Genomic DNA, 21,617 nt, shown 5'->3' with positions numbered 1-21,617 from the left:
AGTGGCGCACCGGGCAGCGGCGACGAAGGCGCCGCCGGGGCAGCGGCGGGTACTCGCCGCGCTGGCCCTCGCCCAGTTCATCTGCAGCTTCGCCGGCTCCAACATGAACGTGATGATCAACGACATCAGCGAGGACCTGGACACCACCGTCCAGGGCGTCCAGGTCGCCATCACCGTCTTCCTGCTGGTGATGGCCGCGCTGATGATCCCCGGCGGCAAGCTGACCGACCGCCACGGCCGCAAACGGTGCTTCGTCGCCGGTCTCGTCGTCTACGCCGTCGGCGCACTGCTCAGCGCGGCGGCACCGGGACTCGGCGTCCTCATCCTGGGCAACTCCATCCTCGAGGGAATCGGCACGGCCCTGCTCATCCCGCCCGTCTACATCCTCACCACGCTGCTCTACCCGGACCTGACCTCCCGCGCCCGGGCGTTCGGGATCATCATGGCCCTGGGCGGCGTCGGGGCCGCGGCGGGACCGCTGATCGGCGGGCTCATCACCACCGCCATCAGCTGGCGCGCGGCCTTCGTGTTCCAGGCGCTGGTCATCGCGGTCATCGTCTGGCTCAGCCGCCGTATCGAGGACCCGCTGCCGCCGGATCCGACCCGCCCCTTCGACACCGTCGGAGCGGTCCTGTCCGCGGCGGGCCTGGTCCTGGTCGTCATGGGCATCCTGGCGGCGGACAACAACGTCTGGCTGATGATCGCCCTGATCGTCCTCGGCGTCCTCGTCCTCGGCTGGTTCTTCCGCTCGTCGCGCGCCAGGGAACGGGCCGGCCAGGAGCCGCTGCTCTCGCTCTCCCTGTTCCGCAACCGGACCTCCAACCTCGGCCTGATCACGCAGAACGTCCAGTGGCTGCTGCTCATGGGCACGTCCTTCACGGTCGCCGCCTACCTCCAGGTGGTCCGCGGCTACGACGCCATCCAGACCGGAGTGATCTTCACCGCCGCCACGCTCGGGCTGCTGGTGACGTCGCTGTCCGCCGAGGCGCTGGCCCGGCGGCGGACCCAGCGGACGCTGATCACGACCGGCTTCGTGGTCTGCGTCGTGGGCGTGGCGGTGCTGGTCGCACTGGTCGGCAGTTTCGCCACGGCCTGGGCCTTCGTCCCCGGACTGCTCCTCGTCGGGCTCGGCCTGGGCCTGATGCTGACCCCGTCGGTGAACGTCGTCCAGTCGAGCTTCCCGGAGGAGCGGCAGGGCGAGATCTCCGGGCTGTCCCGCAGCGTGTCCAACCTCGGCTCGTCCTTCGGCACGGCGATCGCGGGCACCATCCTCGTCGCCGGGCTCACGAAGGGTGCCTACGCCGCGGCGATGATCACGCTGGCGGTGATCGGTCTGGGCGGCCTCGCCGCGGGGGCCCTCCTCCCACGGACCCCGGCCCCCACGCCGGCCCACGGCACCGCCACCGCACCGGGAACACGGGCCTAGCGGCCACCCGGTCGGCCGGAGTGGGGAGGGCCGGCCCTCCCCACGACAGGCCCTAATCGGTCAGGAAGGTGTCCGGTGTCCGTTCGTCCGCGGTGCGCTGTTGCGGGATCACGACCGCACCCTGCTGGAGGGCCACCGTGCGGGTGGGGGAGGGGATGCGGATGCCCTCCTCGCGGTAGCGGCGGTGCAGGCGCTTGATGAACTCGTGCTTGATCCGGTACTGGTCGCTGAACTCGCCGACGCCCAGGATGACCGTGAAGCCGATGCGGGAGTCGCCGAAGGTGTGGAAGCGGATGGCGGGTTCGTGCTCCGGGACGGCGCCCGTGACGTCCGTCATGACCTGAGTGACGACCTCCGCCGTCACCCGCTCGACCTGCTCGAGGTCGGAGTCGTAGCTCACGCCGACCTGCACCAGGATGGTCAACTCCTGCTCGGGCCGGGTGTAGTTCGTCATGTTGGCCTGGGCGAGCTGGCCGTTGGGGATGACGACCAGGTTGTTGGAGAGCTGGCGGACCGTCGTCTGGCGCCAGTTGATGTCGACGACGTAGCCCTCCTCACCGCTGCTGAGCCGGATGTAGTCGCCCGGCTGGACGGTCTTGGAGGCCAGGATGTGGATGCCCGCGAAGAGGTTGGCGAGGGTGTCCTGCAGGGCCAGGGCCACGGCCAGACCGCCGACGCCCAGGGCGGTCAGCAGGGGCGCTATCGAGATGCCGAGCGTCTGGAGCACGACCAGGAAACCGATCGCCAGCACCAGGACGCGCGTGATGTTGACGAAGATGCTCGCCGAACCCGCCACGCCCGAACGGGACTGGGTGACCGAACGGACCAGTCCGGCGACCACCCGGGCCGCGGACAGGGTCACCACGAAGATCAGCCACACCTGGAGGATCTGGTCGACGTGGTGCTGGACGGTCCGGGTCAGCGGCAGCACCGCCGCAGCCGCCGCCGCGCCGCCCGCGATGGCCGCCCAGGGAACGACCGAGCGCAGCGCGTCCACGATGACGTCGTCGCCGCTCCACCGGGTCCGCTTGGCGTGCTTGGCCAGCCAGCGCAGCAGCATGCGCGACATGAAGGCGAGCAACAGGCCCGCCCCCAGGGCGATTCCGGCGACGACGAGGTCGTCCAGGGTCAGCGCGCGGTTCACCGGTCACCTCCGGGGCGCAAGACGGCTGCGCAGAGCCTGTAGTGAAGTCTCGTCACGTTGTCACCTGCTCGATGTCCGGGATGTGCGATCGCGCGGGCCGGCCGTCCACCGGTGACCCGCGCGCTCGCTCATCCTGCCGTATCCGGCGCACCAGTTCGCACCCGGACCGGTGCCCCGGGCAGGTCGCTCAGACGATGCCCTCCGCGAGTTCCGCCTGGTCACGGTCGCTGCCGTACGCCGCGGTGGTGGGTGTGCCGTACGACCTGCGGGCGACGTACCACCAGACGCTGGCGAGGACCAGGACCACGGCGAGGGCGATCGAGGCGTAGTTCATCGTGTCGACCGTGACCGGCGAGGCCTGCGGCAGGCAGAACAGGACCGTCACGCACGCCACCCACACGACCGCGATCCAGCCGATCGGCCTGCTCCACCGGCCCAGGTGCCATGGCCCGGGCCGGAACCGGTCGCCGGCGCGCAGCCGCAGCAGGACGGGAATGGCGTAGGCGGGGGTGATGCCGATGACGTTGATGGCGGTCACCGCGTTGTACGCCGTCGCCGAGTACAGCGACGGCAGGGCGAGGACACAGGCCACGACGACCGCGAGCCAGACGGCGGCGACCGGGGTCTGGGTGCGGCTGCTCACCTTGCGCCACAGGTGCGAGCCGGGCAGCGCCCCGTCCCGGCTGAACGCGAACACCATCCGGCTGGCCGCGGCGACCTCGGCGTTCCCGCAGAACAGCTGGGCGACGATCACGACCAGGAGCAGGGCGCTGGCGCCGTCGGTGCCGAGGCCGTCGAGCAGGATCTGCGCGGGCGGCACCCCGGTGTCGGTGGTGCGTGTGCCGTCGTAGTCCTGGATGGCGAAGGTCAGCCCGGCCAGCAGGACGAAGCCCGCGAGCCAGGAGACCCAGATGGAGCGGACGATGCCGCGGGCCGCGGAGACGGAGGCGTGCGAGGTCTCCTCGGACAGGTGGGCGGAGGCGTCGTAGCCGGAGAAGGTGTACTGCGCGAGCAGCAGGCCGATCGCCGCCACGTACAGCGGGTTCGACCAGCCGGTCTCGTTGACGAACTTCGTGAACACGAAGGACGGCGACTGGTGGTGGTCGGGGACGATCGCGAGCGTGCCGACGATGAGCGCGACACCCGCCAGGTGCCACCACACGCTGATGGAGTTGAGCAGGCTGACCAGCCGGACCCCGAACAGGTTCAGCACCGCGTGCAGCAGCAGGATGGCGCAGAAGATCAGCATGGTCTTGCCGGGGGTCGGCTCGAAGCCCCACTGCAGATTGGCGAAGGCGCCGGTGAACAGGGCGGCGCCGTAGTCGATGCCGGCGATCGCCCCCAGCAGGCCGAGCAGGTTCAGCCAGCCGGTGTACCAGCCCCAGCGGCGGCCGCCGAGCCGGTCGGCCATGTAGTACAGGGCGCCGGAGGTCGGGTAGGCGCTGGTGACCTCGGCGAGGGCGAGGCCGACGCACAGCACGAACAGGCCGACGCCGGCCCAGCCCCACAGCATCACGGCGGGGCCGCCGGTGTTCAGGCCGAAGCCGTACAGGGTCATGCAGCCGGACAGGATCGAGATCACCGAGAAGCTGATCGCGAAGTTGCCGAAGCCGCCCATGCGGCGGGCCAGCACCGGCCGGTAGCCGAGTTCGCGCAGGCGCTGCTCCTCGTCCTGCTGCGGCAGGCCTGGGGAGGGCGCTGGGTCGGGGGTGCGGGACATGCGGGACCTCCGGGGGGAATCGGGGGAGTTCGAAACAGGGGGGCGCTCAGTTGCCCGTGGTGGAGTCGTCCGCGGCTGCCCGGCAGCGGTCCCGGGCCTGCACGAAGACCTCCACGGCACGGTCGCGGTCGGGGGTGCGGTACATCCAGGGAGGGGGCGTGAAGTACGGGCCGATCGCCTCGAACACCCGTGCGGCGTCCGGGAACTGCAGGGAACCCCACAGGGCGTGGGCCAGATGGTTGAGGTCCAGCAGCGAGCGTTCGGCGCGGTGGGTGTGCTCGAACCAGGAGTGCAGGGCGCGCCGCGCCTCGCGGTCCGCGTCCTCCGCCACCCAGTGCAGGTCCAGCGCCGCGTCGTGCCCGCTGTCCCGGCGGTAGCGCTCGACGCGGACGTACAGCGGCAGCACGTGCAGCGCGGAACCGGCGGGGGCCTGCCCGGCGGCCCACTGCGCGTAACCTGCGGCCTCCGCGAGCCGGCCCGAGCCGCCGCGCGTGTACAGGAACTGCAGCATCCGGTGGTGGGCCTCGCGGTTGTACGGGTCCCGCTTGCCGGCCTCGGCCAGCAGCCCCCAGGGGCCCGGCGGCAGCAGCGGCTCCGGCGCGGCGGCCCGGTGCTCCTCCCAGCTCTGCTCCGGGTCCAGTTGGGCCAGCGCCAGCAGGCACACCCAGGGAACGGGGTCCTGCGGGGCCGCCTGCGCGGCGGACTGGGCCGCGTCCCAGGCCTCGATCCATAACTGGTGGGTTCGGCGGTGCCGTTCCCGCTGGGCCCGCAGCGCACGCTCCACGCCGACCCGGGCGTGCATCACCGCCGCGTGGACACTGCCCGGCTCCTCCGCGAGCCAGGCCCGCACCACGTCGGTGCCGGCCGCGGCCGCGGCCAGGACCTGGGTGCGCTGGGTCCACTGCCACCACTGCGTGGTGTCCGCGAGCAGGGTCCGCATGGCCATCCAGCGCCCGGTGCGCAGATCCTGGAGTGCGCTGCGCAGGGCGTGGTCGGGGCCGGCGGGGTCGTAGGAGGGGCGGGCTCCTTCTCTGGCCATCAGCCGTCGGCCCCCTGCCACTGGCGCGCTGGCGAGATGGCGGGGTGACGTAGCAACAGCCCTCCCCTGGGCGGTGATTGAAGTGTTGCGTAGTGGTCGGCGGTCACTATAGAGGCGGAGGTTCCGCCCTTGCCATTGTTGCCAAGTCAACAATTAATTCAGGTGAGTTGACGCGGGCCGGTGACCCTTGACGCGGGGCGCGGGCCGACGGCAGGCTGGCGCGGTGATCTTCGGGGCGGAGCGTGGGAGGGCGCGATGACGGGGCCGGTGCTCGCCGTCGACCAGGGCACGTCCGGTACCAAGGCCCTCGTCGTCTGCCCGGAACGCGGCGTCCTCGGCACCGGGTTCGCCGAAGTACGCCCCCGGCACCTCCCCGGCGGCCTGGTCGAGGTGGACCCCGCCCAGCTGTACGACTCGGTGGTCGAGGCCGGCCGCCGCGCGCTCGCCGAGGCCGGCGAGGACGTCGTGGCGCTCGGCCTGGCGAACCAGGGCGAGACCGTCCTCGCCTGGGACCCGGCCGGCGGACGCCCGCTGACCGACGCCCTGGTGTGGCAGGATCGCCGGGCCGCGAGCGTCTGCGCCGAACTCGCCGACCACGCGGCGGAGTTGCAGCAGCTGACCGGCCTGCCCCTGGACCCCTACTTCGCCGCGCCCAAGATGGCCTGGATCCGCCGCCACCTCACCCGCGAGGGCATCGTCACCACCTCCGACAGCTGGCTGGTCCACCGCCTCACCGGCGCCTGTGTCACCGACGCCGCCACCGCGGGCCGCACACAGCTCCTCGACCTGGACCGTGCCGAGTGGTCCCCGCGCGCCCTCGACCTCTACGGCCTGAGCGGTGAACGCCTCCCCGAGGTGACGGACGTGTCCGAACCGGTCGGCACCACCCGGGCGTTCGGCCCGGAGATCCCCCTCACCGGCCTGATCGTCGACCAGCAGGCCGCCCTCCTCGCCCAGCGCGTCACCGGGCCCGGCGCCGCCAAGTGCACCTACGGCACCGGCGCGTTCCTGCTCGCGCACACCGGCGAGCGTCCCCGGCGCGGCGACTCCGGACTGGTCAGCTGCGTGGCCTGGCGGCTCGCCGGAACCCCCAGCTACTGCCTGGACGGCCAGGTCTACACGGCCGCCTCCGCCGTCCGCTGGCTCACCGGCCTCGGCGTCATCTCCTCCGCCGCCGACCTTGACCCGGTCGGCGGCGCCGTCCCCGACAGCGGCGGTGTCACCTTCGTCCCCGCCCTCGCCGGTCTCGCCGCCCCCTGGTGGCGCGGAGACCTGCGCGGCTCCCTCACCGGACTCGGCCTCGACACCACCCCCGGACACCTGGTGCGCGCCCTGTGCGAGGGCATCGCCGCCCAGGTCGCCGAACTCGCCGAGGCCGCCGCCACCGACCTCGGCGCCCCTCTGGACCTGCTCCGCGTCGACGGCGGCCTGACCCGCTCGGCGCTGCTCATGCAGACCCAGGCCGACCTGCTGCAACGCCCCGTCGAGGTCTCCGCGCTGCCCGACGCCACCGCGCTCGGCGCCGCTGCCCTCGCCCGCCTCGGCGTGGACCCCGCGCTCCGCGTCGAGGACGTCCTGCCCGACCGGAGACCCGCCGCCGTGTACGAACCCCGCATCCCGGCCGACCAGGCCGCCGAACGCCGCGCCCGCTTCCGCACCGCCGTCGCCGCCCTGCTCGACGCATGACCGTCACGGCGGAGGGGCCGCTGCCCCGGGTCGCGTACGACGTGACCGTCGTCGGCGCCGGTGTCGTCGGCTGCGCCATCGCCCGCGAACTCGCCCGCCACCCCCGGCTGCGCGTCGCCCTGGTGGAGGCCCAGGACGACGTGGGCGAGGGCACCTCCAAGGCCAACACCGCCATCCTGCACACCGGTTTCGACGCGACCCCCGGCACCCTGGAGGCCCGGCTGGTCCGCGAGGGCCACCGGCGCCTGAGTGCCTACGCCGCCGAGTCCGGCATCCCCGTCGAGCCCGTCGGAGCCCTTCTGGTCGCCTGGGACGAGGAGCAGCGGGCCGCCCTGCCCCGGCTGGCCGGGAAGGCGGAGCGCAACGCGTACGCCGACACCCGCTTGCTGAACGCCGCCGAGCTGTACGCCCGCGAACCCCACCTCGGCCCCGGCGCCCTCGGCGCGCTGCACGTGCCCGGCGAGAGCGTCATCTGTCCCTGGACGACGACCCTGGCCTACGCCACCCAGGCCGTCCGCGCCGGAGTCGACCTGCATCTCGGCGCCGCCGTGGAGCGGGTCGCCCGGGAGAGCGGCGTCCACCGTCTGACCACCACCCGCGGCGCCCTGCGCACGCGGCACCTGGTCAACGCGGCCGGCCTGCACGCCGACACCCTCGACCGCCGGCTCGGCCACGAGGACTTCACCGTCACCCCCCGCCGCGGCCAGCTCCTGGTCTACGACAGGCTCGCCCGTCCGCTCGTCCGGCACATCCTGCTGCCCGTCCCGACCGCCCTCGGCAAGGGCGTCCTCGTCGCCCCCACCGTGCACGGCAACGTCCTGCTGGGGCCCACCGCCGAGGAGCTGCACGACAAGCGGGCCACGCACTCCACCGCCGAGGGCCTGGCCCTGCTGCGGGACAAGGGCCGCCGGATCCTGCCCGCCCTGCTCGACGAGGAGGTCACCGCCGTCTACGCCGGGCTGCGCGCGGCCACCGAGCACGAGGACTACCGCATCACCGCCCACCCCGAGCAGGCGTACGTCACCGTCGGCGGCATCCGCTCCACCGGCCTGACCGCCTCCCTGGCCGTCGCCGCCCATGTCACCGCACTGCTGGCCGGCACCGGGCTCGACCTCGGCCCGGTGCGGGAGCTGGATCGGGTGACCATGCCCAACCTCGGCGCGGCTGTCCCGCGCCCCTGCGAACAGCCCGGCCTCGTCGCCGCCGACCCGGAGTACGGCACCCTCGTCTGCCACTGCGAGCGCGTCTCCCGCGGGGAGATCCGCGACGCCCTCGCCGGCACGATCCCGCCCCGCACCCTGGAGGGCCTGCGCCGCCGCACCCGGGCCCGGGCGGGCCGCTGCCAGGGGTCCTACTGCGGCGCCGCGGTACGGGAGTTGTTCGAGCGGGGTCTCGAAGGAGACGGGTCATGACGGAGAAGAGCGGGGCGGACGGGGCGGGCGGGGAGGTGCCGGCGGCATCGGGCGGGGAGGTGCGGGACGCGGCGGGCGGGGACGGGGTGGCTGTGTCGGGTGGGGAGGTCCCGGACACGGGGAGTGAGATGGTGCCGGTGGTGACGGGCGGGGATGGGCTGGCTGCGTCGGGCGGGGAAGTGCCGGACGGGGCGGGCGGGGAGGTGTCGGCTGCGGCGGGCGAGGGGGTGCTGCCCGTGACCGGAGTGAGCGTGCCGGCCGTGACGGGCCGGGGCGGGCCGGGTATGACCGCTGCGCGGCGCGTCGACGTGCTCGTCGTCGGTGCCGGGCCCGCCGGGCTCGCCGCCGCCGCTCGGCTGGCCGCCGCCGGCGCCGGGCGGGTGGAGGTGCTGGAGCGGGAGGCGTGGGCCGGGGGAGTCCCGTTCCACTGCGCGCACGGCGGTTTCGGCACCTGGACCCGTCCGCTGACCGGCCCCGGATACGCCCGCCGGCTGCAGGAGGCCGCCGTCCGGGCGGGAGCCGTGATCCGGACCGGGGTGACGGTGCTGGACTGGGGGCCCGAGGGTCTCCTCGCGCACACCGCCGGCCCGCACGCACCGGAGACGACCGAACCGGGGGCCGGGGGGCTCGTGCTGCGTATCACCGGCCCGCGCGGGCCGGAGACGATCGAGGCACAGGCCGTCGTCCTGGCCACCGGGGCCCGCGAGCGCCCGCGCACGGCCCGGCTGGTGCCCGGCACCCGGCCCGCCGGTGTCTGCACCACCGGCGAACTGCAGCAGGCCGTCCACCTGTTCGGGCAGCGGATCGGCACCCGCGCGGTCGTGGTGGGCGCCGAGGACGTCTCGTACGCGGCGGCGGACACGGTTCGCGCGGCCGGTGCCGAGGTCGTCGCCCTCGTCACGGAAGACCCGCGCGCCCGCACGAGCCGCGCCCGCGCCCAGTCGGCCCGGCTGCGTCACCGCATCCCGCTGCTGACGGGCACCACGGTTACCGAACTCCTCGGCCGAGGGCGCCTGTCCGGCGTCCGCGTCCGTCACCGTGACGGCCGTACGGCCGTACTGCCCTGCGACACGATCGTCTTCACCGGCGACTTCGTCGCCGAGAACGAACTCGCGCGCCGGGGTGGCCTCACCCTGGACGGGGGTCCGCACACCTCGCGGCCGGGTGTCTTCGCCGCCGGCGGTGTCCGGGCCCCGGGACAGCGGGCCTCTGCGGCGACCCGGGACGGCACGCTGGCGGGCGGCGCGGTGCTGGAGTGGCTGGCGGGAGGGAAGTGGCCCGGCCCGGGGCCGCGGGTCACGAGCCGCTGACCACCGGGGCCCGGCTGCTGTGGGCGGCACCGGCGCCGGTGCCCGTGTGCTGTGAGCGAGTCGGCCGCCGGTGCCCGGCGCTCACCGTTGCGCGGCGGTACCGTGCCGGCCGGCCCCCGCGGCGAAGCGCGCCGCTCCCTCCACACCCTCCGCCAACACGCCCATGCCGTGGCGGAGTTCGTCGCGCAGGGCCGTCGCCTCGTCCCGGCCCTCCTGGTCGAGGACCGACGCCCGGTCGCTGCGCAGGCAGGCCTGCGGGAGACGGGCGAGGTCCGCCGCGAGCGCCTCGGCCTCCGCGCGGGCGGTCCCGGTCGGCACCAGCCGGTTGGCGAGACCCATCTCGTACGCCTCGCGGGCCCGCACCGGGCGGCCGGTGAGGATCATGTCCATGGCCCGGCCGGTACCGATCAGGCGGGGCAGCCGTACCGTGCCCCCGTCGATCAGCGGCACGCCCCAGCGGCGGCAGAAGACCCCGAACACGGCGTCCTCCTCCGCGACCCGCAGATCGCACCACAGGGCGAGTTCCAGGCCGCCCGCGACCGCGTGCCCGGCCACCGCCGCGATCACCGGCTTCGACAGCCGCATCCGGGTCGGTCCCATCGGGCCGTCGCCGTCCTCGGCCACCCGGTTGCCGCGCTCGGTCCCGATCGCCTTCAGGTCCGCGCCCGCGCAGAAGGTGCCGCCCTCGCCCCACAGCACCGCCACACGGGCGCCGTCGTCCTCCTCGAACGCGCGGAAGGCGGCTGCGAGCCGGGCCGCCGTCGGCCCGTCCACCGCGTTGCGGGCCTCCGGGCGGGAGAGGACGACCGTGGTGACGTACTCCCGCCGCTCGATCCGGACCGGCATACGGCGACCTCCTTCTGCGGCCCCGGAGCCCGGAAGCGGACACGGGGGTGTGTGTGACGTGCGCCCAGCTTCCCAGCAGGGGGGCGGGTCAGGGGACGACCGAGAGGACGATCTTGCCGGTGGTCCGGCCGGTCTCGCCCAGGGCATGCGCCTGCCCGGCCTCCTCGAGGGGGAAGACCCGGTCGAGGACCACGCGCAGGTGTCCGCCCTCGACCAGGGCGGCGATCTCGCGCAGCCCCGCGTGGTCGGGCTCGACGAGCATGAACACGGCCCGCACTCCGGCCGCTTCGGCCTGAGCGGCGGGGAAGGTCTCGTCCGGCGGCACGATCGAGACCAGGGTGCCGCCCGGCCGCAGGGTGCGCAGGGAACGCGGCCAGGTGGGACCGCCGAGGCTGTCCAGGACGACATCGACCGCACGGACCGACTCCGCGAAGTCCTCGCGGCGGTGGTCGATCAGCTCGTCGGCGCCCAGGGAGCGCAGCAGCCCGTGCTTGGCGGCGCCGGCCGTGCCGATGACGTACGCCCCGCGGGCCTTGGCGATCTGCACGGCCAGATGGCCGACCCCGCCGCCCGCCGCATGGATCAGGACCCGCTGGCCCGGCCGGACGTTCGCGGTGTCCACCAGGGCCTGCCACGCGGTCAGCGCGGCCAGCGGCAGCGCGCCGGCCTGCACGGGCGTGAGGCCCCGGGGGCTGCGGGCGAAGTGCCGGGCCGGGGCGGCGACGTACTCGGCATGGGCGCCGGCCGGGTGCGGGAAGCGCGGCATGCCGAAGACCTCGTCGCCGGGCCGGAACAACGTCACGCCGTCACCGACCGCCTCGACCACCCCGGCGACGTCGAAGCCGAGGGTGAACGGCAGCCCGGAGCCGTCGGCGAACACACCCCGCTCGCGGATCTTCCAGTCGGCCGGGTTGAGGCCCGCCGCGTGCACCCGCACCAGGATCTCGCCCCGGCCCGGAAACGGACGCGGTACCTCGACGACGTGGAGGACGTCAGGACCTCCCGCGGCCTGCTGGGACAGGGCGCGCATGGTCGGGTGAACGGTGGCCTGGGACATGGCGTGTGCTCTTCTCGACGGAGGGATTTCGCCTGGTTCGGCCGGGATTTCCCGGCGCCGACCTCAGACTCCCCGCGCGGGCCGCCGGCCGGTAGTGGCCCGTTGGTCAGGTGATGAAAGGATCGGGCCATGCACCACGTCGGCGTTCTGGCCCTGGACGGCGTCCTGCCCTTCGAACTCGGTATCCCGGCGCGGATCTTCGGGGCCGCCCGTGACGCCGAGGGCAACCGGCTCTACTCCGTGGCCACCTGCAGCGTGGACGGCCGCCCGGTCGCCACGGAGGCCGACTACCGGATCACCGTCGCCCACGACGCCTCCCTGCTCGCCGCGGCCGACACCGTCGTCGTACCGCCCTCGCACGCGCTCGGCCCCATCCGCGAGGAAGGACGGCTGCCCGGCCCCGTGCGCGAGGCGTTGGCCGTCATCCGGCCCGGAACCAGGATCGTGGCCATCTGCACCGGTACCTACGTGCTGGCCGCGGCCGGGCTCCTCGACGGCCGTCCCGCCACCACCCACTGGCGAGAGGCCGACCGGCTGCGGCGCCTGTTCACCACCGTGCGCATCGACCCCGACGTCCTCTTCGTCGACGACGGCGACATCCTGACCTCCGCCGGGGTCGCCGCCGGCATCGATCTGTGCCTGCACATCGTCCGCCGCGACCACGGCAGCGGCATCGCCAACGAGGTCGCCCGCTCCTGCGTCGTACCGCCCTGGCGCGACGGCGGCCAGGCCCAGTACATCCGACGCCCCGTGCCCGACCCCGACGGCCCCGGCACCGCCGGTACGCGGGCGTGGGTCATGGAGCGCCTCGACCGGCCCGTCACCCTCGCCGACATGGCCGCCCACGCGGGCATCAGTGTGCGGACCTTCACCCGGCGCTTCCGGGAAGAGGCCGGCACCAGCCCCGGCCGGTGGCTCGTCCGCCAGCGCGTCGACCTGGCCCGGCATCTGCTGGAGACCACCGACTGGCCCGTCGAGCTGGTCGCCGGCCGCGCCGGGTTCGGCACCGGTGTCTCGCTCCGCCAGCACCTGCACGCCGCCCTCGGGGTCACGCCCCAGGCGTACCGCCGCACCTTCCGCCCGGCCTTCGTGGACGGCGGCAGGGGGCTCAGATGACCTTCAGCCGCACCAGCGCCCCCAGCGTCAGCGCCCCCGGCACCAGGGGCACCCACACGGTGATGACCCGGTAGGCCAGCACCACCGCCGTGGCCACCGCGGCCGGGCCGCCCACCGCGACCAGCGCCACGATCAGCGCCGCCTCGACGGAACCCAGGCCGCCCGGCGTGGGCACCAGGGCGACCGCGACCGTCGCCGCGAGATAGGCCAGAGCCATGTGCGCGAGCGGCACCGGCAGCCGCAGCGCCTGGCCGACCGCGGCCAGACCTGCCGCCTGGAGCGCCGGGAAGGCCAGCGAGCCGCCCCACAGGGCCAGGGCGCGGGCCGGCCGGGTGTGCACCGACCGCGCCTCGCCCAGGGCGTCCCGCGCGAACGCGTACACCCGCGTGCGCAGCCGCCGTACGAGCGCCAGGACGGTCGCCGCCACGAGCAGCAGGCCGGCCGCGCCCAGCAGCACCGGGAGCGCCGAGCCGTCCGGCAGCAGGGTGCCGAGCCGCAGCGCGTCCGGGAAGGCGATCAGCAGCGCGGCCAGCAGCCCGAGCCGGCCCACGCACTCGGCCAGCAGGTACAGGGCGAGCGCGGCCGAGGAACGGGCCAGCGGCACCCCGCACACGGTCATGAAGCGCAGGTTCACCGCGCCCGCGCCGAGCCCCGTCGGCAGCAGATGGTTCGCCGCGCCCGCCGCGAACTGGGTGGCCAGCAGCCGTCCCTTGGGCAGCGGCTGCATCACCGCGCCCTGCCGGGTGAACGCGGCGGCCACCCAGCTCAGGCAGGTCGTGCCGGCCGCCACGAGCAGCCACGGCCAGGAGGCGGTGCGCAGTTGGCCGAAGCCCTCGGCGAGCACCGAGCGGTGCCGCACGGCTGCCACGGCGACGAGCGCGAGCGGGACCAGGCAGAGCACCTGGCGGACGGGGACGCGACGGGGGAGTCGTCCCCGGGGGAGCGGGGGGAGCGGGACGGCTGTCACACCAGCAGAGGTTTTCCGCGCCGACCCAACAGCGGGTGGCGCGACCGGGGACGGCGGCTTACAGACTGTGGTCATCGGAGCCTTCGGTCGGAGGGACGCCGGTGGGGGTGAAAAAGCGCGGGCATTGACCCCAACGATGCTTGAGGTTCTACGTTCTCTTCCATGAGCATGGAAACCACCGCATGGACGCAGCTGCACAGCGTGATGACCGCGCAGGCGGAGCGCCGTCCCCTTGCCCGCGCCACCCTGCGCCGTATCGCCGCCTTCGCCCGCCCGCACCGCGCCGGCATCGTCCGGTTCGTACTGCTCGGGGTGGTGACCGCGCTGCTCGCCGTGGCCACGCCCGTGCTCGCCGGCCGCGTCGTCGACGCGATCGTGGCGGGGCGCGAGTCCGGCACGGTGGTCCGGCTGTCCCTGCTCATCGCGGTCGTGGCCCTCGCGGAGGCGGGGCTCGGCATCCTCGGCCGCCGCCTGTCGGCGACGCTCGGGGAGGGACTCATCCTCGACCTCAGAACGGCTGTGTTCGATCATGTGCAGCGCATGCCCGTCGCGTTCTTCACACGTACGCGTACGGGCGCGCTGGTCAGTCGTCTCAACAACGACGTGATCGGTGCGCAGAGGGCCTTCGCCAACACCCTCTCCGGAGTCGTCAGCAACCTGGTCACGCTGCTGCTCACCCTCGCGGTGATGCTCACCCTGTCCTGGCAGATCACCCTGCTCGCACTCGTGCTCCTGCCCGTGTTCGTGCTGCCCGCCCGCCGCATGGGCAGCCGGATGGCCGGGATGCAGCGCGAGGCGGCGGCCCTGAACGCGGCCATGGGTACCCGGATGACCGAGCGCTTCTCCGCCCCCGGCGCCACCCTCGTGAAGCTGTTCGGGCGCCCGGAGGAGGAGTCGGCGGAGTTCGCGGCGCGCGCCGCCCGGGTCCGGGACATCGGGGTCCGCACGGCGACGGCCCAGTCGGTCTTCATCACCTCCCTCACCCTCGTCTCCGCCCTCGCGCTGGCCCTCGTCTACGGCCTCGGCGGCTGGTTCGCGCTGCGCGGCACCCTGGAGGCGGGCGCGGTCGTCTCCCTCGCCCTGCTGCTGACCCGGCTCTACGCCCCGCTCACCGCGCTCGCCGGAGCCAGGGTGGAGGTGATGAGCGCCCTGGTCAGCTTCGAGCGGGTCTTCGAGGTGCTGGACCTGAAGCCGCTCATCGAGGAGAAGCCGGACGCCCGCGAGGTCCCCGAGGGTCCGGTCGCGGTCGAGTTCGACGACGTCCGCTTCGCCTACCCGTCCGCCGACCAGGTCTCCCTCGCCTCCCTGGAGGAGGTCGCCGCCCTCGACACGCGAGGGGGCACCGAGGTCCTGCACGGCATCTCCTTCCGCGCCGAACCCGGCCGGACCGTCGCCCTGGTCGGTTCCTCCGGTGCCGGGAAGTCCACCATCGCGCAGCTCCTGCCACGCCTGTACGACGTGGACGCGGGCGCCGTGCGCCTCGGGGGCGTCGACGTCCGCGACCTGACCTCCGCCTCCCTGCGGGCCACGCTCGGCATGGTCACCCAGGACGGCCACCTCTTCCACGACACGGTCCGCGCCAACCTGCTGCTGGCCCGCCCGGACGCCACCGACGAGGAGCTGTGGGACGCCCTCGGCCGCGCCCGCCTCGCCGAGGTCGTCCGGTCCCTGCCGGATGGTCTGGAGACCGTGGTCGGCGAGCGCGGCTACCGGCTCTCCGGCGGCGAACGCCAGCGCATGACCATCGCCCGGCTGCTGCTGGCCCGTCAGCGCGTGGTCATTCTCGACGAGGCCACCGCCCACCTGGACAACACCTCCGAGGCGGCCGTCCAGGAGGCACTCACCGAGGCCCTGGAGGGGCGCACCGCCGTGGTGATCGCGCACCGCCTGTCCACCGTCCGCGCCGCCGACCAGATCCTGGTGGTGGAGTCCGGCCGCATCGCGGAAAGGGGCACTCACGAGGAACTCCTCGCGGCGGGCGGCCGGTACGCCGAGCTGTACCGGACCCAGTTCGCCCAGCACGACGGACGCACCCAGACGCCGAGGCCGACGGCGGTGACCGGGATGACGGAACCGGCCGAGGCGACGTCGGCCTAGCCGGCGCCGGCTGCCCGCGTCACACGGCGGATGCCGTCGGCGCCTCTTCCCTTCCCCGATTGGGCGGGTCGGCGGTTTCGCTGTGAGCGGCCAGCGCCTTCTCCAAGCGCCGGATGTGGTAGTACTGCACCCGCGTGGTCCTCTGCAGGGCCATGACCGCGGCGAGGAACTGGTCCATCTCGGCGGCCCGGGTGAGGATGTCGTCGGGCACGTTCTCGTCCCGCAGGCAGGCTGCCGCGTCCTGGCTCAGCACGGCGTGTGCCCAGCCGCGGGTGATCGCCTTGAACAGGTCCGGGTGGTTGGCCACGATCCGGGCCCGGATGGCCAGGTCGTTCTCGGCGGCTTCCAGGTGCAGTCCGGTGTCCTTGTTGCGCGCCCCGAACAGCGGCTCATGGATGTGGTACGCGTCGAAGCCGTGCTCGGCACAGCCGATCCAGAAGTCCCAGTCCTCCCCGGCGCGCATGTCCTCGTCGTACCCGCCCACGGTCTGCCACGCTTCACGGCGGTACAGCGAGCAGTAGAACATGATCAGTCGCTGGAGCAGCAGTTCTCTGCTGTAGGCGGGGAGAGGCATCACCTGCGGGGGCAGGTCGTCGTCGGTGAAGGTGAACACGTCGGTGGAGGCGATGGCGACCTCGGGATCGCTGTCGAGCACCGCGACGGTCTTCTCCAGCATCGTGGGCGCGATCACGTCGTCGGCGTCCAGGGGAAGGATGTAGCGGCCGACGGCGGCCTCGATTCCGGTGTTGCGCGCGGCGGAGACCCCGGCATTGGCCTGTTGGAGCAGTCTGATGCGCCGGTCGGGGTGCCGGGCGATCAGGCCTTCGGTCACCTCGACGGTGTCGTCGGTGCTGCCGTCGTCCACGATGACCAGTTCCCAGTCCTCGAACGTCTGGGCAAGGACGCTGGACACCGCATCGGGCAGATAGCGGGCGTAGTCGTGGCACGGGATGACCACCGAAACCACGGGATCGGATCTCTGGGGCATGCGCCGTCTTTCGCTTCGGAACGAGAACGAGAACGAGAACGGAAAGGGGAAAGGGCAGGGGCGGGGCAGCGGGAGCCGGCCGAAGAGGACCATCGGTAGTGGGTCGGCGGGATCGCGCGTCGCCGGGTGCCGGCGGCCCCCTCGGGCCTGTTGGACGGCCGTGTCGCAGTAGACCCGCCGGATCACCCGCTCGTGGTGGAGCGCCGTCGTCGCTCCTAGCCCTTGAAGGGGTAGATGTCGAAGGGGTACTGGTGCCCGTGGTGCCCGTAGTCGCAGAACGTGAGGTTGGCGACGGGTGTGCAGCAGTGGTGGTAGCCGGTGATGGTCATGTTGCCGATGGGCGTGCAGCAGTGGATGTAGTCGGTGATGGTCATGTTGCCGATGGGCGTGCAGGGGTGCTCCGACCCGGAGAGGACGGAGACGTCGCCTATCGCCTGCTCCGCGTGCCCGTTTGTCGCCGACGTGGCGAGCGGGTCCGACGCGAGGGCTGCGGCGTAGGCCGCTTCCGCGCCGTTCAGCAGTCCGGCGGTTGCCAGTGCGGCGGGGAGGGCCAGCGAGGATATGACACGGGCTTTCATGGTGGGGCCTCTCTTTCGAGGGTGGGGAGCTGCCCTGCAAGGCCGGTACGGTCCGCGGCCCGGGCAGTGGCGCCACCGTAGGATTTGCTTACTTTCCGTGTCAAAATGATTACTCCATGTGCTGGAATCGCCCGGGTGCTTCAGCGTCGGCCCAAGTGGCCCAAGTGGCCCAAGTGGGCCAGGGGCGGCCGCGTCGGTCAGGACGGGGACATGGCCCCGACGCCCGCCGGGTCCGGGACGTGGTGCGGATGCAGCACTTCGAGGTCGGGCAGGGCCCAGCAGGCGGTGCCCATGTCCCGGGCCATCGCCGCCAGGCCCTCGGTCTCGATGAGGTGCTGGTACGGGAAGCACGGGAAGGCCAGGCCGTCACGGTGGAGGTCGGCGCGAACCAGCAGTGCCGTGCCACCCACGGAGTCGACGCGGACCAGCCCCTGTCCGCGCAACTCGTCGAGGTAGGTCCGGCCGAACCCCTTGGGGGGCTGCAGGATGCCGTCGCGAAGCCACTGGGACCAGTTGAGCGTGCCGGCCCTGCGGTGGAGGACGAACGTGTTGAGGTCGTACGTGGGTCCGCCCGCCGTGGTGGCACAGTGCGGGACGACGATGTCCTTGCGTGCGCCGAGGAGACGCTGGATCAGATCGGCCGGACAATCGGTGACGTCGACGTCGAGCCACAGCACCCACTCCTCGTCGGCGAGAGCCCGGGAGAGCAGGTGGTTGCGGGCCCTGGCCAGCACCGACCGGCGTCGGCGCTGAACGCCCGTCTCCCAACGGGGGCCCTCCAGCTGCAGGCCGAAGTCGCGGTGCACCAGGGTGACCCGCCGGTACTCCGCCTCGAGGCCGGGCAGGACCTGTTGGAGCAGTTCTCGCGTCGTGTCCCTGCTGTCGCCCTCCAGCAGGCCCAGGGAGATGGCCTCGCGCGGGTAGTCCAGGGCGCGAAGGCTCTCCAGATAGCGGGGCAGGAATGCGGCCGCGTCCTTGACGGGGGTCAGCACCAGCACCCGTGGCCGCTCGCTCGCCGGGCCCGGGGCCGGCTCCACGGCCGTCTGCGGTCCTTGGCCGCAGGCCAGGGTGGCGGCGGGGCCCGTCTCGGCGTGGGCGATGTCCTTCGGCTCGATCGGCAACCGGGTCGCCATGGCCCGCAATCGCTCCGCGTAGGCTCCGGGTTCGGCCCAGATCTCGGTCGCCACGTCGAAGTGCTCCGCAAAATGGGACTCGTCGAACGTATTGCTGCCGTGACACACGTAGGTGTACAGCTCGGGTGCGTCGACCGACACCACCCGGCAGCTGCGGACCACCCCTTCCGCCACCGGTGTGTCCTCACCCCGACGCAGTGCCGGGTAGCGCGGCAGCCGATCCTTGGCGCACACCATCGACCCTTCCCAGACGCGCGCGCAGGAGATCGCGAGCTTGCGCCGAGCGGGCCACCACAGCCGTTCACGGGCGAGGAAACAGGCGTCGGCTCCCAGCGCGAGAATCGCCGCCATCTGTGTCTCGACCCGCTCCGGGTCGTACAGGTCGTCGTCGTCCCACTGGCATACGTAGGGCCCGGTCGCCCGGTCCACCGCCTCGTTGCGCAGCTCGCCCAACGGCCGCCCCTCCGGGGGGAGTCGATGATGGCGGATCCGTGGGTCGCCCTGCTCGCGGATGTGCCGTTCGAGGGCGTCGTCCGTACCGTCCTCGACGACGACCAGTTCCAGGTTCGGGTAGGTCTGCGCGCGGAAGCACCTGATCGCGCGACGGGCCGTCGACGAGCGGTCCTTGGTCACCATCAGGCATGACACCGTGGGCGCGAGTGCTCCCGAGGCCCAGCGGCGGCGCTGCGTGTCAAGGCTGAGCGTGCCGTCGGCGAGGGGGTGCATCTCCTGGCTCGTCCAGAACGGGAACCGTTTGCCGACCGAGGGCCGCGGGCTCACGCGGGTGTCCGCCACCCAGCTGCCGGACCAGTGGTGCACGGCGTAGGCACGTTCGTAGTCGGCGTCCTGAGGGCCGAACAGTTCTGCCGCGTACGGGCTCACCTCGGGGTAGAGGACCTCCGGGCCGAGGACCGTGATCGAGGCGGGATCCGGGACGCTGTCGACCGTTCTGGTGAGAAAGAAGGGTCCTGTGGCATCCAGCGCACTGGGCGACTTGTGGGAGCCCACCAACTGCTGGTGCACATGTGCCCAGAAGGGGTGGCCCGGCCGTGACGCGATGAACGCGTTGCCGACGATGCGGCCGAATCCGCCCTGGCGGGCCAGCAGCAGCCGGGTGTGCGCCTCCGGTTCGCAGCCGAGGACGAGTTCGCGCCCGTCAAGGATGTCGTCGACGGGGCTGAGGCACTCGAAGTCCAGATCGACGTAGAGCCCGCCGAAATGGTCGAGCAGGAAATAGCGAATTGCGTCGGCCCGCATGATGGCTTCCGGATAGCCGTCGTAGACGGGCAGGAACCACGGATAGTGCTCCTGGAGGAATGCGCGATTGTCCGCGTCGGTCCACAAACGGTACCCCCAGCCGGGATGGCGCCGACGCCAGGAGTCGGCCCACGCCTCCCATTCTGGGGGTACATCGGAGTCTTTCCAGGTTTGGTGGATCAAGGCGGGAATCTTCTGCTTCATCCGCATTGGGACAGTATGCCGATTCGCCGGCACGCGGCGTTTTCCGATGGACCGGTCGTCAGAACAATCACCCGGGCGGCCCTCGGCGTGGCGCCTCTTCCCGACGGCGTGCCGAGGCCGCCCGCCTTCGCTCGACGGTAGGGCCCGCCCTCTTGACTCCGTTGGTCCGGACCTTTAACTTCACGCCTTAAACAAAGACACCGGGCGTGCCCAACACCCCAACTGTCCCCTCGTGTTGGGCGCGCTCCGGTCCCCCCACCGAAAGGCCGCCCCCGCATGGCCAGACCACTTCCCGCAGCCGTGGCGCTCGCCGCGCTCTCGCTCGCCACCGGCCTGCTCACCGCCGCTCCCGCCCAGGCCGCCTCCGGCACCATCACCGGCCTGGGCGGCAAGTGCCTCGACGTCGCCGGGGCGAGTTCCGCCGACGGCACGGCCGTCCAGCTCTACGACTGCAACGGCACCGCCGCCCAGCAGTGGACCGTCGGCAGCGACGGCACCCTGCGCGCCCTCGGCAAGTGCCTGGACGTGACCGGCAACTCGACCGCCGACGGCGCCAAGGCGCAGCTGTGGACCTGTACCGGCGGCGCGAACCAGAAGTGGACCGTCACCGCCGCCCACGACATCGTCAACCCCCAGGCGGACAAGTGCCTGGACGCCACCGGCAACACCTCCGCCAACGGCACCCGCGCACAGATATGGAGCTGCACCGGCGCCGCCAACCAGAAGTGGACCGCGCCCGCGTCCGGCGACGGCGGCGGCACCTCCGCGCCCATGGCCGTCGCGCCCTATCTCTACAACGGCTGGGGCAGCCCGCCCAGCCCCACCACCATCACCCAGGCCACCGGCGTGAAGTGGTTCACGCTCGCCTTCGTGCTCAGCAACGGCTACTGCAACCCGCAGTGGGACGGCAGCCGCCCGCTGACCGGCGGGGTCGACCAGCAGACCGTCAACACGGTGCGGGCAGGCGGCGGTGACGTCATCCCGTCCTTCGGCGGATACAGCGGCAACAAGCTGGAGAGTTCCTGCTCCAGCGCCGGCGAACTCGCCGCCGCCTACCAGAAGGTGATCAACACCTACGGCCTGAAGGCGATCGACATCGACCTCGAGGCCGACGCCTACAGCAACGGGACCGTGCAGCAGCGCACCGTGGACGCGCTCAAGACCGTGAAGGCCGCCAACCCGGGCCTGAAGGTGTACATCACCATCGGCACCGGCCAGAGCGGCCCCGACACCAGCCTCATCAACCGGGCCGCCTCCTCCGGACTGACCGTGGACGCCTGGGCCATCATGCCGTTCGACTTCGGCGGCGCCGGACAGAACATGGGCACCCTCACCACGCGGGCCGCCGAAGGCCTGAAGAACGCGCTGAAGAACGCCTACCACTACAGCGACGACCAGGCCTACCGGGACATGGGCATCTCGTCCATGAACGGCATCACCGACAACAACGAGACCGTCACGGTGAACGACTTCCGGACCATCCTGGCCTACGCCCAGCAGCACCACCTGGCCCGCCTCACCTTCTGGTCCGCCAACCGCGACCGCCCGTGCACCGGCGGCCCCGCCGACAGCTGCTCCGGCGTCTCCCAGTCCGCCTGGGACTACACCCGCGTCTTCGCCGCCTACACCGGCTGACC

Annotated in this window: 16 protein-coding genes; 7 read left to right on the top strand and 9 right to left on the bottom strand. The window is 72.8% G+C overall.

Annotation, left to right across the window (positions count from 1 at the left end; all coding sequences use genetic code 11):
* Window position 1 precedes the first annotated feature (1 nt).
* The gene (locus ACZ5CW_RS29695) at window positions 2–1,426 is read left to right on the top strand and encodes an MFS transporter (protein ID WP_468606702.1); all 1,425 of its coding nucleotides are present in this window, start codon (window positions 2–4) and stop codon (window positions 1,424–1,426) included.
* 52 nt (window positions 1,427–1,478) lie between these two features.
* Here the strand turns inward: ACZ5CW_RS29695 and ACZ5CW_RS29690 are convergent, their stop codons facing one another.
* The 3 genes from ACZ5CW_RS29690 to ACZ5CW_RS29680 form a co-directional block, all read right to left on the bottom strand.
* Window positions 1,479–2,570 carry a mechanosensitive ion channel family protein gene (locus ACZ5CW_RS29690; RefSeq protein WP_468606700.1) on the bottom strand — a complete coding sequence of 364 codons (1,092 nt, stop codon included), beginning with the start codon at window positions 2,568–2,570 and terminating at the stop codon, window positions 1,479–1,481.
* Between the two features lie 187 nt (window positions 2,571–2,757).
* Window positions 2,758–4,290 carry an amino acid permease gene (locus tag ACZ5CW_RS29685; protein ID WP_468606698.1) on the bottom strand — a complete coding sequence of 511 codons (1,533 nt, stop codon included), beginning with the start codon at window positions 4,288–4,290 and terminating at the stop codon, window positions 2,758–2,760.
* 46 nt (window positions 4,291–4,336) lie between these two features.
* Window positions 4,337–5,329 carry a hypothetical protein gene (locus ACZ5CW_RS29680; RefSeq protein ID WP_468606696.1) on the bottom strand — a complete coding sequence of 331 codons (993 nt, stop codon included), beginning with the start codon at window positions 5,327–5,329 and terminating at the stop codon, window positions 4,337–4,339.
* Window positions 5,330–5,584: 255 nt separating this feature from the next.
* On the opposite strand from ACZ5CW_RS29680, the gene ACZ5CW_RS29675 reads away from it, so the two are divergent.
* From ACZ5CW_RS29675 to ACZ5CW_RS29665, 3 genes are read left to right on the top strand one after another with little or no spacing between them, the layout of a single operon-like run.
* Window positions 5,585–7,015, top strand: coding sequence for an FGGY family carbohydrate kinase (locus ACZ5CW_RS29675; RefSeq protein WP_468606694.1), 1,431 nt, complete (start codon window positions 5,585–5,587; stop codon window positions 7,013–7,015).
* Complete coding sequence (locus tag ACZ5CW_RS29670; protein ID WP_468606692.1) at window positions 7,012–8,427, top strand: FAD-dependent oxidoreductase; 1,416 nt, start codon at window positions 7,012–7,014, stop codon at window positions 8,425–8,427. The genes ACZ5CW_RS29675 and ACZ5CW_RS29670 overlap by 4 nt, the downstream gene beginning before the upstream one ends.
* Window positions 8,424–9,737: an NAD(P)/FAD-dependent oxidoreductase gene (locus tag ACZ5CW_RS29665; protein WP_468606690.1), complete on the top strand. Its 1,314-nt coding sequence runs from the start codon at window positions 8,424–8,426 to the stop codon at window positions 9,735–9,737. The genes ACZ5CW_RS29670 and ACZ5CW_RS29665 overlap by 4 nt, the downstream gene beginning before the upstream one ends.
* An 81-nt stretch (window positions 9,738–9,818) precedes the next feature.
* Here the strand turns inward: ACZ5CW_RS29665 and ACZ5CW_RS29660 are convergent, their stop codons facing one another.
* Window positions 9,819–10,583 carry a crotonase/enoyl-CoA hydratase family protein gene (locus tag ACZ5CW_RS29660; protein ID WP_468606688.1) on the bottom strand — a complete coding sequence of 255 codons (765 nt, stop codon included), beginning with the start codon at window positions 10,581–10,583 and terminating at the stop codon, window positions 9,819–9,821.
* 88 nt (window positions 10,584–10,671) lie between these two features.
* Window positions 10,672–11,640, bottom strand: a complete 969-nt coding sequence (locus tag ACZ5CW_RS29655; RefSeq protein WP_468606686.1) for an NADP-dependent oxidoreductase — start codon at window positions 11,638–11,640, stop codon at window positions 10,672–10,674.
* 129 nt (window positions 11,641–11,769) lie between these two features.
* Between ACZ5CW_RS29655 and ACZ5CW_RS29650 the strand changes: the two genes are divergently transcribed.
* Window positions 11,770–12,756 carry a GlxA family transcriptional regulator gene (locus ACZ5CW_RS29650; RefSeq protein ID WP_468606684.1) on the top strand — a complete coding sequence of 329 codons (987 nt, stop codon included), beginning with the start codon at window positions 11,770–11,772 and terminating at the stop codon, window positions 12,754–12,756.
* Here ACZ5CW_RS29650 and ACZ5CW_RS29645 read toward each other — a convergent pair.
* Window positions 12,749–13,723 (bottom strand): lysylphosphatidylglycerol synthase transmembrane domain-containing protein, encoded by a 975-nt coding sequence (locus ACZ5CW_RS29645; protein ID WP_468606682.1) that lies wholly within the window; start codon window positions 13,721–13,723, stop codon window positions 12,749–12,751. The two genes, ACZ5CW_RS29650 and ACZ5CW_RS29645, sit on opposite strands and share 8 nt — an antisense overlap.
* A gap of 168 nt (window positions 13,724–13,891) precedes the next feature.
* On the opposite strand from ACZ5CW_RS29645, the gene ACZ5CW_RS29640 reads away from it, so the two are divergent.
* Window positions 13,892–15,820 carry an ABC transporter ATP-binding protein gene (locus ACZ5CW_RS29640; RefSeq protein WP_468606952.1) on the top strand — a complete coding sequence of 643 codons (1,929 nt, stop codon included), beginning with the start codon at window positions 13,892–13,894 and terminating at the stop codon, window positions 15,818–15,820.
* 19 nt (window positions 15,821–15,839) lie between these two features.
* Here the strand turns inward: ACZ5CW_RS29640 and ACZ5CW_RS29635 are convergent, their stop codons facing one another.
* From ACZ5CW_RS29635 to ACZ5CW_RS29625, 3 genes are all read right to left on the bottom strand, one after another.
* Complete coding sequence (locus ACZ5CW_RS29635; protein ID WP_468606680.1) at window positions 15,840–16,808, bottom strand: glycosyltransferase family 2 protein; 969 nt, start codon at window positions 16,806–16,808, stop codon at window positions 15,840–15,842.
* Window positions 16,809–17,023: 215 nt separating this feature from the next.
* A complete protein-coding gene (locus ACZ5CW_RS29630) occupies window positions 17,024–17,386 on the bottom strand; it encodes a hypothetical protein (RefSeq protein ID WP_468606678.1) in 363 nt (120 codons plus the stop codon).
* Between the two features lie 197 nt (window positions 17,387–17,583).
* Window positions 17,584–19,980: a glycosyltransferase gene (locus tag ACZ5CW_RS29625; protein ID WP_468606676.1), complete on the bottom strand. Its 2,397-nt coding sequence runs from the start codon at window positions 19,978–19,980 to the stop codon at window positions 17,584–17,586.
* 276 nt (window positions 19,981–20,256) lie between these two features.
* On the opposite strand from ACZ5CW_RS29625, the gene ACZ5CW_RS29620 reads away from it, so the two are divergent.
* Window positions 20,257–21,615 carry a lectin gene (locus ACZ5CW_RS29620; protein ID WP_468606674.1) on the top strand — a complete coding sequence of 453 codons (1,359 nt, stop codon included), beginning with the start codon at window positions 20,257–20,259 and terminating at the stop codon, window positions 21,613–21,615.
* Window positions 21,616–21,617: the final 2 nt, after the last annotated feature.

It is taken from the genome of Streptomyces sp. NPDC031379 (assembly GCF_055569615.1).
The sequence above is the reverse complement of the archived record's forward strand: the minus strand, read 5'-3'. Positions and strand labels throughout refer to the sequence as shown.